The organism is Meiothermus luteus, assembly GCF_003574085.1.
Lineage (GTDB): Bacteria > Deinococcota > Deinococci > Deinococcales > Thermaceae > Meiothermus > Meiothermus luteus.
This window is the reverse complement of the sequence record NZ_QWKZ01000070.1, coordinates 1-14,012: the sequence shown is the minus strand read 5'-3', so window position 1 is coordinate 14,012 and position 14,012 is coordinate 1. Positions and strand designations below refer to the sequence as shown.

General features: G+C 64.2%; 13 protein-coding genes, 1 tRNA gene and 1 other annotated feature. Of the genes, 5 read left to right on the top strand and 9 right to left on the bottom strand.

Going from position 1 to position 14,012, the window contains the following annotated elements; genetic code table 11:
• Together Mlute_RS10515 and Mlute_RS10510 are read right to left on the bottom strand one after the other, a co-directional pair.
• A partial coding sequence (locus tag Mlute_RS10515; RefSeq protein ID WP_147371069.1) for a branched-chain amino acid ABC transporter permease occupies positions 1-697 on the bottom strand: 697 nt, incomplete at its 3' end.
• Between the two features lie 2 nt (positions 698-699).
• Positions 700-1,887: an ABC transporter substrate-binding protein gene (locus Mlute_RS10510; RefSeq protein WP_119360608.1), complete on the bottom strand. Its 1,188-nt coding sequence runs from the start codon at positions 1,885-1,887 to the stop codon at positions 700-702.
• Between the two features lie 137 nt (positions 1,888-2,024).
• Between Mlute_RS10510 and Mlute_RS10505 the strand changes: the two genes are divergently transcribed.
• Positions 2,025-2,429: a diacylglycerol kinase gene (locus tag Mlute_RS10505; protein WP_119360607.1), complete on the top strand. Its 405-nt coding sequence runs from the start codon at positions 2,025-2,027 to the stop codon at positions 2,427-2,429.
• Between the two features lie 104 nt (positions 2,430-2,533).
• Entirely contained in the window at positions 2,534-3,907 is a 1,374-nt protein-coding gene (locus tag Mlute_RS10500) for a hemolysin family protein (RefSeq protein WP_119360606.1), read from the top strand.
• Positions 3,908-3,985: 78 nt separating this feature from the next.
• On the opposite strand, the gene pdxT is transcribed toward Mlute_RS10500, so the two are convergent.
• On the bottom strand, positions 3,986-4,558 hold the full coding sequence (gene pdxT / locus Mlute_RS10495) for a pyridoxal 5'-phosphate synthase glutaminase subunit PdxT (protein WP_119360605.1): 573 nt from the start codon (positions 4,556-4,558) through the stop codon (positions 3,986-3,988).
• 31 nt (positions 4,559-4,589) lie between these two features.
• Positions 4,590-4,946: a hypothetical protein gene (locus Mlute_RS10490; RefSeq protein ID WP_119360604.1), complete on the bottom strand. Its 357-nt coding sequence runs from the start codon at positions 4,944-4,946 to the stop codon at positions 4,590-4,592.
• A gap of 136 nt (positions 4,947-5,082) precedes the next feature.
• Here Mlute_RS10490 and sucC point away from each other — a divergent pair, with 136 nt between their 5' ends.
• A complete protein-coding gene (sucC, locus tag Mlute_RS10485; RefSeq protein WP_119360603.1) occupies positions 5,083-6,219 on the top strand; it encodes an ADP-forming succinate--CoA ligase subunit beta in 1,137 nt (378 codons plus the stop codon).
• Positions 6,216-7,088 carry a succinate--CoA ligase subunit alpha gene (sucD, locus tag Mlute_RS10480; protein ID WP_119360602.1) on the top strand — a complete coding sequence of 291 codons (873 nt, stop codon included), beginning with the start codon at positions 6,216-6,218 and terminating at the stop codon, positions 7,086-7,088. The genes sucC and sucD overlap by 4 nt, the downstream gene beginning before the upstream one ends.
• A 6-nt stretch (positions 7,089-7,094) precedes the next feature.
• Here sucD and Mlute_RS10475 read toward each other — a convergent pair whose 3' ends face one another.
• On the bottom strand, positions 7,095-7,724 hold the full coding sequence (locus Mlute_RS10475; protein WP_119360601.1) for an HD domain-containing protein: 630 nt from the start codon (positions 7,722-7,724) through the stop codon (positions 7,095-7,097).
• Positions 7,721-10,327, bottom strand: a complete 2,607-nt coding sequence (locus Mlute_RS10470) for a valine--tRNA ligase (protein ID WP_119360600.1) — start codon at positions 10,325-10,327, stop codon at positions 7,721-7,723. The genes Mlute_RS10475 and Mlute_RS10470 overlap by 4 nt, the downstream gene beginning before the upstream one ends.
• Before the next feature lie 45 nt (positions 10,328-10,372).
• Positions 10,373-10,601, bottom strand: a binding site (T-box leader).
• 304 nt (positions 10,602-10,905) lie between these two features.
• Here Mlute_RS10470 and Mlute_RS10465 point away from each other — a divergent pair.
• A tRNA-Ser gene (locus Mlute_RS10465) sits at positions 10,906-10,996 on the top strand.
• 65 nt (positions 10,997-11,061) lie between these two features.
• Here the strand turns inward: Mlute_RS10465 and Mlute_RS10460 are convergent.
• The 3 genes from Mlute_RS10460 to Mlute_RS16490 are packed head-to-tail and all read right to left on the bottom strand — an operon-like array spanning position 11,062 to position 13,823.
• Positions 11,062-11,553 (bottom strand): heme-degrading domain-containing protein, encoded by a 492-nt coding sequence (locus tag Mlute_RS10460; protein ID WP_119360599.1) that lies wholly within the window; start codon positions 11,551-11,553, stop codon positions 11,062-11,064.
• Positions 11,550-12,587, bottom strand: a complete 1,038-nt coding sequence (locus Mlute_RS10455; RefSeq protein WP_119360598.1) for an oxidoreductase — start codon at positions 12,585-12,587, stop codon at positions 11,550-11,552. The genes Mlute_RS10460 and Mlute_RS10455 overlap by 4 nt, the downstream gene beginning before the upstream one ends.
• A gap of 33 nt (positions 12,588-12,620) precedes the next feature.
• Positions 12,621-13,823 carry a vanadium-dependent haloperoxidase gene (locus Mlute_RS16490; protein WP_119360597.1) on the bottom strand — a complete coding sequence of 401 codons (1,203 nt, stop codon included), beginning with the start codon at positions 13,821-13,823 and terminating at the stop codon, positions 12,621-12,623.
• Positions 13,824-14,012 lie beyond the last annotated feature (189 nt).

Genomic DNA, 14,012 nt, shown 5'->3' with positions numbered 1-14,012 from the left:
GCCCCCCGATGACCACCACGATTAGGGCGAAGAGGGTCATCTGGGCGTCAAGGCCCGGGGCCAGGGCGATCATGGGGGCCCCCACCACCCCTCCCAGCCCGGCCAGGGCGGTGCCGATGCCGAAGGTGAGCAGGCTCACCTGGGCGGGCCGGATGCCCAGGGCGCTGGCCATGCCGGGGTCGGCGGTCACCGCCCGCACCTGCACCCCAAAGGGCGTGCGGGCCAGCAGGAGCCGCACCAGCAGGAAGAGAACCACCCCCACCCCCAGCACGAAGAGGGGGTACTTGGGGTAGATGAAGGAGCCCAGGAACAAGGGCCCGGCCAGGGCCTCCGGCGGCGGCACCGAGCGGATGGCCGCCCCGAAGGTGGCCCGCAATAGGTCGGCGATCACGAAGCCTAGCCCAATGGTGAGCAGCACCTGCTCGAGCTCCCGCCCGTGCAGGCCCCGCAGCAAGAACCGCTCCACCGCCAGCCCCAAAAGGCCCACCAGAAGGGGCACCAAGAGGAGGGCCAGCCAGAAGTTGAGGCTGCCCCCCAGGGCCAGCCCCAGGTAGGCCCCCAGCATGTAGAAGGCCCCGTGGGCCAGGTTGACCACCCGGGCCACCCCGAAGATGAGGGAGAGGCCCAGCGCCAGGAGGAAGAGGAGCATGGCAAAGGCCAGGCTGTTGAGGAGTTGGGTCAGCAGGAGCAGGGTCATGGCTACTTGCCGGGGTCGCGGATGATGCCCAGGTCGGCCAGCAGGCGGTTGGTCAGCACCCCGTCAATGCGGGCCACCTCCCGCGCGTAGACGTGCTGGGTGGCGTTGTTGGTCTCGGGGTCCATCTGCACAAAGCCGCGCGGGCTGATGATCTTGGCGCTCTCCAGGGCCCGCAGGAAGCGCGGGCGGTTGCCCACGTCGCCCTGGGCGTTGTTGATGGCGTCCACGATGAACTGCATAGCATCGTAGCCGCGCACGGCAAAGTGGTTGGGCACCGCGTTGTACTTCTGGCGGTAGGCCCTTATGAACTCCCGGTTGGCGCTGTTGTTCAGGGTGTAGACCCAGTGGTCGGCGCTCTTGGCGCCCAAGGCCGCATCCCCGATGGCCTCGAGCACGTTCTCGTCGGTCACCTCACCGCTCACCGCGAGCTGTACCGTGCGGTTGAGGCCAAACTGGACGAACTGGCGCAGGAAGATCACCGCATCGCTGCCCGAGAGCACCGCGTGCACCGCCTCCGGCCGGGCCGCCGCGATGCGCGAGATCACCGCGCTGTAGTCGGTGCTGCCCAAAGGCGTGTAGAGCTCGGCCACCACCTCCCCCCCGGCCTGAAGGAAACCCTCCTTGAAGGCCGCGGTGGCCTCCTTGCCAAAGGCGTAGTCCAGCGCCAGCAGGAAGACCTTCTTCCCCACGTTGCGGGCCACCCAGGGGCCCATGGGGTAGTGCTGCTGCCAGGCGCTAATTGAGGTGCGGAAGATGTAGGGGCTGCGCCGCTCGCGGGTGATGCCGTTGGCCGCCGCGTTGGCGATGATGAGGGGCATCTGCCGTTCGTGCACGTAGTCGCGGATGCCGTAGGCCGAGGAGGAGAGGATAATCCCGGTGAGCAGGTTGACCCGATCCTGCTCCACCAGTTTGCGCACCTTGCGCACTGCCACCGCCGGGTCGGCCTCTTCGTCCTCCTTAAGGAGCTGGATGCGCCGCCCCCCGGCCTGGTAGCCCACCTTATCCAGGTAAAGCTCCATGCCGCGGGTAATCTCCTGCCCCAGCCGGGCATAGGGCCCTGAGTAGGAGAGCACCACCCCGATGCGGATAACGTCCTGCTGGGCCAGCCCTAAGGAGAAACGCCCCTGCGCCGCCGCGCCCATAAGCCCCAAACCCGCCTTGATTACCTGTCTACGATGAATTTTGGCCATCGCCAACCTCCTCGCTTTTGGTTTGTGCCCCGACTCTATCAAACGGTCGGCCATATTGTCAACAATCTAATCAACGCAGCAATTTGGCGCCCCGAAGGATAGAATGGGGCGGAGCGTGCCCCTTGCACCATGCTGCCATGCCCGTCCTCTTCCCCCCTCCCAAGCCCGGCACCGATCCCCTCCCCTTGCGCGGCCTAAAGGCCTCCTTCAGCTACGCCTGGGCTGGCCTGCGGTTCGCCTGGCAAAGCCAGCGCAACTTCCGGCTCGAGGTCTACATCGCCGCCTTGGCCCTGGGCTTAGCCCTATGGCTGGAGGTAGACCTGATACCGGTGCTCCTCCTGGTGGCCCTGGTGCTGGGCTTAGAGCTCCTCAACACCGCTCTAGAAGCCCTGGTTGACCTGGTCTCCCCCCACTACCACCCCCTGGCCAAAGCAGCCAAGGACGTGGCCGCTGCGGGGGTCCTCCTGGTAAGCGGAATCGCCGCTCTGATCGGGATTATGCTCTTCTTGCCGCCGCTTGTGGCGCGGCTTGGGCTGTGGTAAACTTCCGGCTAGTAGCGTATGGACTCCCTCCCCCAACGTGGCCCCGGCGCTGCCCTGGAGTCTTCCGGGGCGGAATCGTTTTGGGTAGGCCGGACGCGAACCCTATGGAAAGCATCCCAGGCAGTTTTGGCATCATCGCCTTACTCATCCTCATCAACGCCTTCTTCGTAGCCGCAGAGTTCTCCTTGGTGGCCATCCGGCGCAGCCGGGTAGAGCAGATGGCTGAGAGCGGCTCCTGGCAAGGGCAGCTTCTGAAAAAGGCCATTGAGCGCTTAGACACCTACATCGCCACCACCCAACTTGGCATCACCGCCACCAACCTGGTTCTAGGGGCCTTCGGCGAACCCTACGTGACCCGGCTAATCGTGGCCGGAATCGCTGCCCTCTTCGGGCAGAGTGGGGCCCAGCTGGCCCAGGAAAGCAGCCTCCTTTCCAGCTTCAGCTTCGCCCTCTCGGTTGTCCTCATCACCTTCGTCACGGTGCTCTTCGGCGAGCTCATCCCCAAAGGGGTGGCCCTGCAGCGCACCGAGCAGGTGGCGGGGCTGGCCATACTGCCCCTCAACCTCTTCCAACGGCTCACCAGCCCTCTGGTCTGGCTGTTCAGCCGCAGCGGCAACTTTTTCCTGCGGCTGATGGGCCTCAAGGAAGCCCCTTCCCACTCTATGGTGGGCTCGGCGGAAGAGCTCAAGCTCATCGTGGAAGCCTCCTCCAAGCAAGGGGTGCTTGATGAGAGCGAGGGGGAGATTATCAGCCAGATCCTGGACCTCGAGGAAACCCCAGTGCGCTCAATTATGGTGCCCCGGGTGGAGATGGTCACCATAGCCGCCGAGGCCACGCTGCGGGAGTTCTGGCAGACTGTGCGCGAGCACCGCTACTCCCGTGTGCCGGTCTACGAGGGCACCGTGGACAACATCATCGGCATCGCCTACGCACGGGACTTGCTGGAGTTCAGCGAGTCCATGCTGGACAGCACCCGGGTGAAAAGCATCTGCCACCCGGCCTACTTCGTCCCCGAGACCATGGGCGCCAGGGAGCTGCTGCGGGAGATGCGTCGGCGCAAGACCCACATGGCCATCGTGGTGGACGAGTTCAAGGGAACCGCCGGGCTGGTCACGCTAGAGGACATCATTGAGGAAATCATCGGGGAAATCTACGACGAGTCCGACGAAGAGGAGGCTGCACCCATCCAAGAGCTGGCCCCTGGCGTCTACGTCATGGACGCCTCCATTCCTCTAGAAGATGTTTCAGAAAAGCTCGGAATTGAGCTGCCCGAAGGGGAGTACGGCACCCTCTCGGGCTTCCTGATGGACGAGTTCGGCCGGATACCCGAAGCAGGCGAAAGGCTGGAGTACGAGGGCTATCTTTTCATCGTGGAAACCGCCGACCCTAGGGGCATTGAGCGAGTGCGGGCGGAGAAAAAGGCCCCCCAGGAAGCCCCACAGCCCACGGGCGAATCGGTCAGCTCAGAGGAAAACTGAGTCCTTCCGTCGCAGGAGGCCCTGAGGCCACGCCCGTCCCCAGCCGGGACCCCGGCTCCAGCGACGCAAGGGCCCGGGTCAGCCACGAGCCAGCTCGAGGAACATCCGGTGAATTCGGGAATCGCCCGAGAGCTCAGGGTGAAACGTGCTGGCCATCAGCCTGCCTGAACGGACCAGGACCGGCTCGTCGCCCCACCGGGCCAGCACCTCTACCCCAGGGCCAGTCCGGAGAATCCGCGGTGCCCGGATGAAAAAGGCGTGAAAGGGGCTGTCCAGCCCCCTCACCTCCACGTCCTCCTCAAAGCTGTCCACCTGGCGGCCATAGGCGTTGCGCTCGAGCGCTACGTCCAAAACCCCCAGGCGAGGCTGAGCGGGGTGGTGGGGCAGCTCCCGGGCCAGCCAGATGGCCCCAGCACAGGTACCCCAAACCGCCAGGTCGCCCCTTTCCACCCGCTGCCGCACCGCTTCTTCCAGCCCGTACTCGCGGGCCAGCAGGCCGATGGTGGTGGACTCCCCCCCCGGCACCACCAGCCCCTGAAGGCCCTCTAGGTCCTGCGGAAGGCGCACCTCGCGCACCTCCGCTCCTAGGTCCATCAGCATCTGCTTATGTTCACGAACGTCGCCCTGCAAAGCCAGTACGCCAACTCTCACCCCCTAATCCTACACACACTTGGGCCAACCTTCACGCTGGGGAGGTGAGGAGAAGCTGGACCGGCCCGCTCTGGCTCTCCTCACCCTCCGCCTTGAGCAGAACCTTCTCGTTCTCCTCACCCAAAGCCTTAAGGAGCCGCTCCCGGGAGACGAACTGGCCCCCCAGCATGTAGCGAAAGCCCTCTGAGCCCAGCACCACCACGAAGCGCACCCCCTGGAAGTTGCGCACGAAGGTGTTGTGCCTCCGGGCAAAGCGATACATCTTGTTGAGGGCCAAAAGTTCGCGCTCCTCCCGGCGGCGCTTCAGAAATGGCACCAACCAAAGCGGAAGGAGCACCAAAACGGCCACAAGGCCAAAGAAGACGGCGCCAAGGTACTCGGGCGACATGGTGTTACAAATATAGCAAAACAAGTAACGTATTTTGTAACGAACGAACAATCCCCCTCCTCCCCAGGAGAAACCCAACGAGCTTCTCAAGGACTCGGAAAAACTTATAATGCGGGCGGCAAATTAGGAGGTAAGCGTGAATCTACACGAGTACCAAGCCAAAGAAATCCTCGCCCGCTACGGCATCCCGGTACCTCCGGGAAAGGTGGCCTTCACCGCCGACGAAGCCAAGCAGATTGCCAGCGAGTACGGCGATACGGTGGTGATTAAGGCCCAGGTACACACCGGCGGACGCGGCAAGGCGGGAGGGGTCAAGCTGGCCAAAACCCCGGAGGAGGCCCGGGAAAAAGCCAGCCAGATTCTAGGGCTCAACATCAAGGGCTTTGTCACCAAAAAGGTCCTGGTGGCCAAAGCCGTCAACATCGCCAAGGAGTACTACGCAGGCCTCGTCCTAGACCGAACCAGCCAGCGGGTGGTGCTGATGCTCTCCAAAGAAGGCGGCGTGGACATTGAGGAGGTGGCCGCGGCCCGCCCCGAGGCGGTCATTAAGTACCCTATTCACCCCCAGACCGGGCTCCGACCCTTTGAGGCCCGGGAACTGGTCAAGCGGGCCGGTCTAGAGGGCAACCTAAACCGGTTGGCCGACGTGCTGGTCAAGCTCTATCAGGCCTATGTGGGCATTGACGCCTCCATCGCCGAGATTAACCCCTTGGTGGTCACCGATACCGGCGAGGTGGTGGCCGCCGACGCAAAAATTGTGCTGGACGACAACGCGCTCTACCGCCACCCCGAGCTCACCCCTCTGCGGGAATTTGAGGCCGAACACCCGCTCGAGGTTGAAGCCTCCAACTACGGCTTCAGCTACGTGAAGCTAGACGGCAACATCGGGGTTATCGGCAACGGGGCCGGGCTGGTCATGTACACCCTTGACCTGGTACAGCGCAGCGGCGGTCGGGCGGCCAACTTCCTGGACATCGGGGGTGGGGCCAAGGCCGAGGTGGTCTACAATGCCCTGAGGGTGGTACTCAAAGACCCAGACGTAAAAGGGGTCTTCATCAACATCTTCGGCGGCATCACCCGGGCCGATGAAGTGGCCAAGGGGGTCTTGAGGGCCCTAGACGAAGGGCTTTTGACCAAACCGGTGGCCATGCGGGTTGCCGGAACCGCCGAGGAGGAGGCCAAAGCCCTCCTGCAAGGAAAGCCGGTCTACATGTACCCTACCTCCATTGAGGCGGCCAGGGCCATCATCTCCATGGTGGGAGGTGCCCAGTGAGCATCCTAGTCAACAAGGACACCCAGGTTATCGTACAAGGCATTACCGGACGCGAAGGTGCTTTCCACACCGAGGCCATGCTCAAGGCCGGCACAAAGGTGGTGGCCGGCGTAACCCCCGGGAAAGGCGGGCAGACCGCGCTGGGCTTACCCGTCTACGACACCGTGAGGGAAGCGGTGGCCAAGCACCGGGTGGACGCCTCCATTATCTTTGTCCCAGCTCCCGCGGCGGCCGACGCGGCCCTCGAGGCGGCCCACGCCGGCGTCCCCTTGGTGGTGCTCATCACCGAGGGCATCCCCACCCTGGATATGGTCAAGGCGGTGGCCGAGATTAAGGCCCTGGGCAATGTGCGGCTCATCGGTGGGAACTGCCCCGGCCTCATCACCCCCGAGGAGTGTAAGCTCGGCATCATGCCCGCTAGCGTTTTCAAGAAAGGCCGGGTAGGGCTCATCTCCCGCTCCGGAACCGTCACCTACGAGACCGCCAAGGCCCTCTCCGACGCAGGCTACGGCATCTCTACCTGCATTGGCATCGGCGGGGACCCCATCATCGGCACCACCTTTAAGGACCTTCTGCCGCTCTTCAATGAGGACCCGGAGACCGAGGCCATCGTGCTGTGCGGCGAGATTGGCGGTTCTGACGAAGAAGACGCGGCAGCCTACATAAAGGCCCACGTCAAAAAACCGGTGGTGGGCTTTATTGGGGGCCGCAGCGCACCCAAGGGCAAGCGGATGGGCCACGCAGGGGCCATCATCATGGGCAACGTGGGCACCCCCGAGAGCAAGCTGGCGGCCTTCGCCGAGGCCGGGGTTCCGGTGGCCGAAACCATAGACGAGATTGTGGAGCTGGTGCGGGCCAAGCTGGGCTAAAGGCCACTATACGCCGATGGCCCTAAGCTCCTGGGCCAGGTTCCACCGGGCAGGCTCCTCGAGGTGAGCGAAGCCCGGGGTTTGGTAGATGCGCGGCCGGGACAAAAAGCCCCGCAGCACCGCGGCCCGCCGCTCTCGGAAAATCGCCTCGGGAAGCCAGGCATACTCCCGACGGATGGCCTGGGCGTACCGGGCGTAGGTCTTAGGCTGGGCCCCCAGAATGGCCAGGTCGGCGTCTAGGAACAAAGCCGCAAGGGGGTCTTCGGCCCTGTGGGTGCGGGTGGCCCGAATTACACGGGCCACCTCCCCAATGAGCCCCTCGGAAAGGCCCAGCGCCGCCAGGCGCTTTTGGGCCAAGCGGGCGCTCTCCTCTTCGTTGTCGGTTCGGGTGGGGTCGTACACCGCGTCGTGGAACCAGGCCGCCAGCTCGAGCCTGGGGTCCTGCGGCAAGAGCCCCAGAAGGTGCTCCAGGTGGGCGAGGTTATGGTAGCACCGATGGGGCTCGGCGTAGCGGACCAGGAGCTCATCCAGCAAGGTGGCCCGTTGGGAGGGCTCCTGGCCCAGCGCGAGCCACAGGGCATCCCAGCGCGCAAGCAAGCGCTTGCGGCCCCCTGGGGAAAGGCTGAAAACGCTCACCCTAGCCGGCTAAGGTTTTCCCGGATGCGCTCGAGCTGGGTCCGGTGCTCCAAAAGCCGCTCGCGCTCGGCCTCCACCACCGCAGGATCCGCCTTTTCCAAAAACGCGGGATTAGCCAGCTTCCGCTCCCCTTGGGCCACTAGCCTTTCCAGCTCCGCCAGGCGCTTCCGCTGCCGCTCGAGGAAGGCCCCAAGGTCGCCTTGAGGCTCGAGGTAGACGCTCACCGTGGGGGTCACCTGGGCTAAAGCCCGCTCGGGCCGCCCCAGCCTCGGCTGCGCTTTGGCCAGAAAGCGGAAGAGGGCTTGGTTTTCCATAACCAAAGCGGCCCCCTCGCCCTCTAGCTGCACCACAATTTCCTGCTGCGGCGGTAGACCCAGCTCGGCCCGGAGGTTGCGGGTGGCGGCAATCACCTCCTGCAGGGTCTCAAAGGCCCGCTCAGCCTCCGGATCGCGCTCCCCCGGGGTGGGCCAGTCCTGCAGAGCGAGCTGCTTGGCCTCACCGGTGAGGGCTTCGTAAAGCTCGGAGGTAATGAAGGGCATGATGGGGTGCAGGAGCTTTAGCAGGGTGGCCAGGGTAGATTCCAGGGTCTGGCGGGTGGCCTGGTTGCCCTCGCGCAGCGCGGGCTTGGCAGCTTCCAGGTACCAGTCGCAGAACTCGCTCCAGACCAGCTCGTAGACCAGCCGGGCAGCCCGGCCTAGGTCGTAGGCCTCGTAGGCTTCGGTAATCTCGGCGATGCCGCGGTTCAACCTAGAAACCATCCAGCGGTCGGCCAAGGTAGGGGCCCCGCTTTGGGTGGCCGGGGCAGCATCCCTACTCATCAGCACGAAGCGGGCCGCGTTATAGAGCTTGTTGGCGAAATTACGCCCCTGCTCATAGCGGCGTTCGTCGTGGCGGATATCCTGCCCGCCGGTGGCCAGGTAGTCCCAGGCGAAGCGGCAAGCGTCGGCCCCGTACTTGTCCACCAGTTCCAAGGGATCAATGCCGTTGCCCTTGCTCTTGGACATCTTCTGGCCCTTAGCGTCCAGGTACAGCCCGTGCAGCACGATGGTGTGAAAGGGGGCTCGCCCGGTGAACTGGTAGCCAGACATCTGCATCCGGGCCACCCAGAAGAAGATGATGTCGTAACCCGTCACCAGGACATCGGTGGGGTAGAACTTCTTGTAGTCTTCTGTTTCGTCGGGCCAGCCCAGGGTGGAGAAGGGCCACAGGGCCGAGCTGAACCAAGTATCAAACACATCCGGGTCGCGCCGGAGCTTTAGGTGGGCGTAGCGGGGGTCTTGGTCGCAGTCGAGGTCGGGGTTTGCCGGGTCGGGCACATAAACGTTGCCTGCCTCGTCGTACCAGGCCGGTATCTGGTGGCCCCACCAAAGCTGCCGGGCGACGGCCCAGTCCCGGATGTTCTCCAGCCAGTCGCGGCTCACCTTTTCCCAGCGCTCCGGCACATAGCGCATCTCGCCCCTGTCCAGACCTTGGAGCACCTTCTCGGCCACCGGCTTCATGCGCACGAACCACTGCTCTAGGAGCATGGGCTCCACCGGGGCCTTGGTGCGGTCGGAGTAGCCCAGGGCGATGGTGTAGTCCTGTACCCCGCGCAGATACCCCTCCTCCTCCAAGGCCTGCACCACGGCTTTGCGGGCCTGGAAGCGCTCCAGTCCCCTAAAGCGCTCAGGAACCAGCTCCCCGGTAAGGCGGCCCTCCAGGTCAATCACGCTGGGCATCTCCAGGTTGTGCCGGGTGCCAATCTCGAAGTCGGTGGGGTCGTGGGCCGGGGTAATCTTGAGGGCCCCGGTGCCAAAGTCCATCAGCACCGCCTCGTCGGCGATGATGGGAATATACCGCTCGGTGAGGGGGATGCGGGCCTTCTGGCCCAAGAGGTGCCGGTAGCGCTCGTCGGCGGGGTTCACCGCAATGGCCACGTCGGCGAAGATGGTCTCGGGCCGCACGGTGGCAATCCGAATCTCCCCGCCCCCCTCCAGCGGATAGGCCAGGGTGTAGAGCTTGCCGGGGGTGGGCTCCACGTTGACCTCGAGGTCGGAAAGCACGGTCTGGGCCACCGGATCCCAGTTCACGATGCGCTTACCCCGGTAGGCCAGGCCCTGGTGGTAGTACTCCACAAAGCTGCGACGCACCGCCCGGGAAAGCCTCTCGTCCAGGGTAAAGCGCTCCCGGCTCCAGTCGCACGAGGCCCCAATGCGCCGGAGCTGGTGTAGGATGGCCCCGCCGTTTTTTTCCTTGAAGGCCCAGACCCGCTCCAAAAACTTCTCGCGCCCCAGGTCGTGGCGGGAGAGCCCCTCCTGGGCCAGCTCCCGTTCCACCAGCACCTGGGTGGTGATGCCGGCGTGGTCAGTGCCGGGCAGGTACAAGGCCTCGTAGCCCTGCATGCGCTTGAAGCGGATGATGGTGTCAATGATAGTGTTGTCCAGGGCGTGGCCCAAGTGCAGGTTCCCAGTCACGTTGGGAGGCGGAATCACGATGGTGAAGGGGCCTTTGCCCTTACCCGCGTTCAACTCGGGCTTGAGGGGGTTCTTAGCCCACTCCTCAGCCCAACGAGGTTCTACTGCTTTAGGGTCGTAGGCCTTGGGTAGTTCTTTGGTTCCGGTCATCGCTCACCTCGAGCTCCGAAAATAAAGGCGCCCATGCAATTCTGCTGCACGGGCGAGGGGCTTCCCCGCGGTACCACCGCGCTTCCTGGAATTTTCCAGGCACTCTTTACAGGCTATAACGGGCTCCCCGGCAGGCTCTACTGGGCCAAAGGCCGTTCTTCCTGCAGGCTCGCGGGCGACCTTCGGTTACCCAAGCTCCCAAGCACCCTTTCAGCCAGCGGAGTGCTCTCTCTGTGGGTTCGGGAAACCTACTCCTCCCGGTCTTCGCCTACATCTTAGGATAGCACGGAAGAGAGCCAACCCACCACACCCCTTTGGGGTAAATTTCTGAGTGTGCGCAAACCCCAAGCAAGCGCCAAAACCCAGGGAGGTTCGCGCAAGCCGAGAAATCGGCTAGGGGACATTGAAAACTCGTTTTTCCCTCACCTTCCCCCACCCTGTGTCGGAAGCCTTTTTGGGGTTGCACTCGGGCGAAAGCTCGAGTGAGAATTGAAATGAAACGAACAACAGATTGAAGGACAGGCAGACGAAGCAGCTTGACGACCAATCGGGCACTCTGTAGACTCAGCTTTGCTCACGGAGTGGTGCCCGAGTGGTTGAAGGGGCACGCCTGGAGAGCGTGTATACGGGTTATCCGTATCGAGGGTTCGAATCCCTCCCACTCCGCCAATCCGTCAAGAGCCCGCCTGTAACCTCTGCAGGCGGGCTCTGCTTTTCCAGTCTAGGCCTCTCAACTAAGGGTCAAGGGCCAGCTCCTCGTAGGGTAGCCCAAGGTAACCCGTCAACACCTCCACCACCAACTCATGATCTTCGCGCTGGGGCAGGCCCGAAACCGTGACCGCCCCCACGCAGCCCACCGCCCCCACCCAGATGGGGAAGCTGCCGCCATGGGCCGCATAGTCGCGTGGGTCAAGGCCCCGCTCCTCGAGCCGCGCCTCCTTCTGTTTGAGCATCAAGCCCACCGCATAGGAACTACGGTGAAAGCGCTGCACCACGTTGCGTTTGCGCCGAATCCAGTCGGCCTGGTCGGGTGTAGAGCCCGGCATCGCGTAGAAGAAGAGGGTTTGACCAAAGAGGCTGATGTCCATGGCGATGGCGCTGTGAAGGGCTTCGGCAGCCTTTTTGAGGCGCAGCCCCAGCTCCCAGGCCACCCCTGCGTCGAAGCGCTCAAAGCGCAGCCGGGCCTCCTGCTCAGCGATGGTTTTTAGGTCTTGCTCGAGGTTCACATCTCCTCCAACGAAATTTCCCTGCGCAGCTCGGCGCTTTTGAGACCGGCTTCTATGAGCATCATCAGCCGCACTGCTTGCTCAGGCGGCACCGGGTTGGGCCCCTGCCCCCGGATGGCGTCCCGTACCGCCTCGTAGTAGCGCCGGTAGTCGCCGGGCTCGAGCGAAACCAGTTCAGGGGCCTGGTCAGGCCGGTAGAGCCAGGCCTCGCCCCCCTCAGCCCTCCAGTCGGGCTTCCCGGGCTGCCGACCCTCCTTGAGGGCTTTTTCCTGGCCATCCAGGCCGTAGGCAACTAAGCTGGCCCTGGTGCCGTGTACCACAAAGCGGGGGCTACCCCCCGGCACCAGGGCGCTGGCGTGCAGCACCACCCGCAGCCTGGGGTAGCGCAGGAGCACGTGGAAGTAGTCCGGGGCCTGAGCCCCCTGCCGCTGCATGCCGATGTCGGCAAAGAGGGCCTGGGGCCAGCCGAAGAGCAGCAGGGCCTGGTCGGCCAGGTGGGGCCCCAGGTCGTACCAGATGCCGCTGCCGGGGCCCTCCTGCTCGCGCCAGCGGTTCTGCACCTCTGGGCGGAAGCGGTCAAAATGCGACTCAAAGTAGACCACCTCCCCCAGGGTTCCGGCCTCCAGAATCCTCCGTAGGGCAAGGAAATCGCCGTCCCAGCGGCGGTTTTGGAAGACCGAGAGCAGTTTTCCCCGCTCCTGGGCCAGTCGGGCCAAAGTCTGGGCCTCGAGCAGGTTCAGGGTAAAAGGCTTGTCCACCACCACGTGCTTTCCGGCCTCGAGGGCCCGCCGGGCCAGCTCGTAGTGGGTGTCGTTGGGGGTGGCGATGACCACCAGGTCAATGTGCGGGTTCTCAATCACCTCCTCAAAGGTCTGGCTCACCCAGACCTCGGGCCAGTCGGAGCGCACCCGCTCGCGCTGGCGGCTTTGGATGGTAACCAGCCGCAGACCCGGCACCGCCTGAATCACGGGGGCGTGAAAAATCTGGCCGGCCATACCGTAGCCGATAAGGGCAACATGAATGGGTAGGTTCATGGCATCTCCTCTGATGTGAATGCTGGATTTATTTTAAGGTCGCTCCATGGCTTCCAGCACCCGCCGGGCCACCTGCCTGCCCTGCTCTAGGCCCGCAGCACCGTCCACAAACCAGTGAATCCCGGCCACTACCCGGGAGTACGAGGCCTCTTGGGCCAAACTCTCCCAGGTCTGGCGCTCCTCGGGGAAAAAGTGGGTGAGCACCGCCGCAGCCGCCCCACTGATGGCGGAGTGCCCGGAGGGGTAGGAAGGATGCTTAGGGGTACGCAGGTAGGGCTGCCAGCGGCGGTCAAAGCTTCGCACCCACTGCTCGGGCCGGGCCACATAGTAGCTGAACTTGTCCCGCCAACAGGCAATGTTGGCGTTGTGCATGGCGATATTGAGCACCGCCAGAATCGCCACTGCCCGCGCCGCATCTACCCGCGGGCGCAGGATCTCGAGGGCCGCTTCCTGCCAAAGCCCCGCCGGGGTTACGGTGCCAGGGTCGCCGGCCCATTTGTCTGCTATCTGCCGGCCATGCTCGTCCAGTTTGGCCTGCTCGGCCCAGAACAACGCGCGTTCCTGGGCGAACTCAGGCGAGTCCCAGGCCGGGGGTGGTGCCGCCCGTGCGAGCGCCTCGGCTGCAATCCCAATGGGCGCCACCCCACCCCAGCCCGGCTCCACCGCGGGCCGCCCCAGGGGCAGAACCCAGACCCCCGGGGCCGGGGCGGGGTAGGTGGGAATCACCTGTCGAGCAGCCCCGTCCCGGCGGCCCCAGGCCACCACCTGAAGCCCCACCTGGCGGCCCAGGCTCTGGCTCAGCCGGAGGTTCGGCTCAGGCCAACCCCGGGCCAGGGCTTCGCGGTAAATGGCCTGCGCCGTCTGGCGAATGGCGTCTTTTAGGTTGGGAAACGTGGGGTGCAGATAGAGCATCACCTCCTGCGCGGCGTAGGCCGCGAGCACGTTGGTCTCAACCCCCGGCTTTTGGACCAGGTAAAGGGCGTCGTTGAGGGCCACCGCGAGCAGGGCCAGGGCCCGGGCGGTGCGCAGAGGGGAGAACATCTGGGTCTGGATGCCCAAAAGCTCGAGCCGCTGTAGTTCATCCAGGGTTTCCCAGCGAAGCTCACCCGCAAGGCCCACTGGCTCAAGCTGCCCCAGCAAACCCTCTAGGGCCGGCGTAGGGACTGCAACCCAGGCCCTGGGCTGGGCCAGACCTAAGGAGCAGAGCAGCATCAAAACCCCTACCAAGCCGCGCATACCTCTAGCCGCAGTATCATACTTTAGATGCGTCCTGTATGGGTCTGGCTGGGGCTAGGCTGCAGACTTGACCGCTATACATCTTTTGTATGCAACCCCAGGAACCTCAAAGCGGAGAGGGGGTTGAAGGAGAAGGCTTCCAGGGCGGCTTTTTTAGCCTGGACCTTGCGGTAGTTGAGGCAGTTCAGC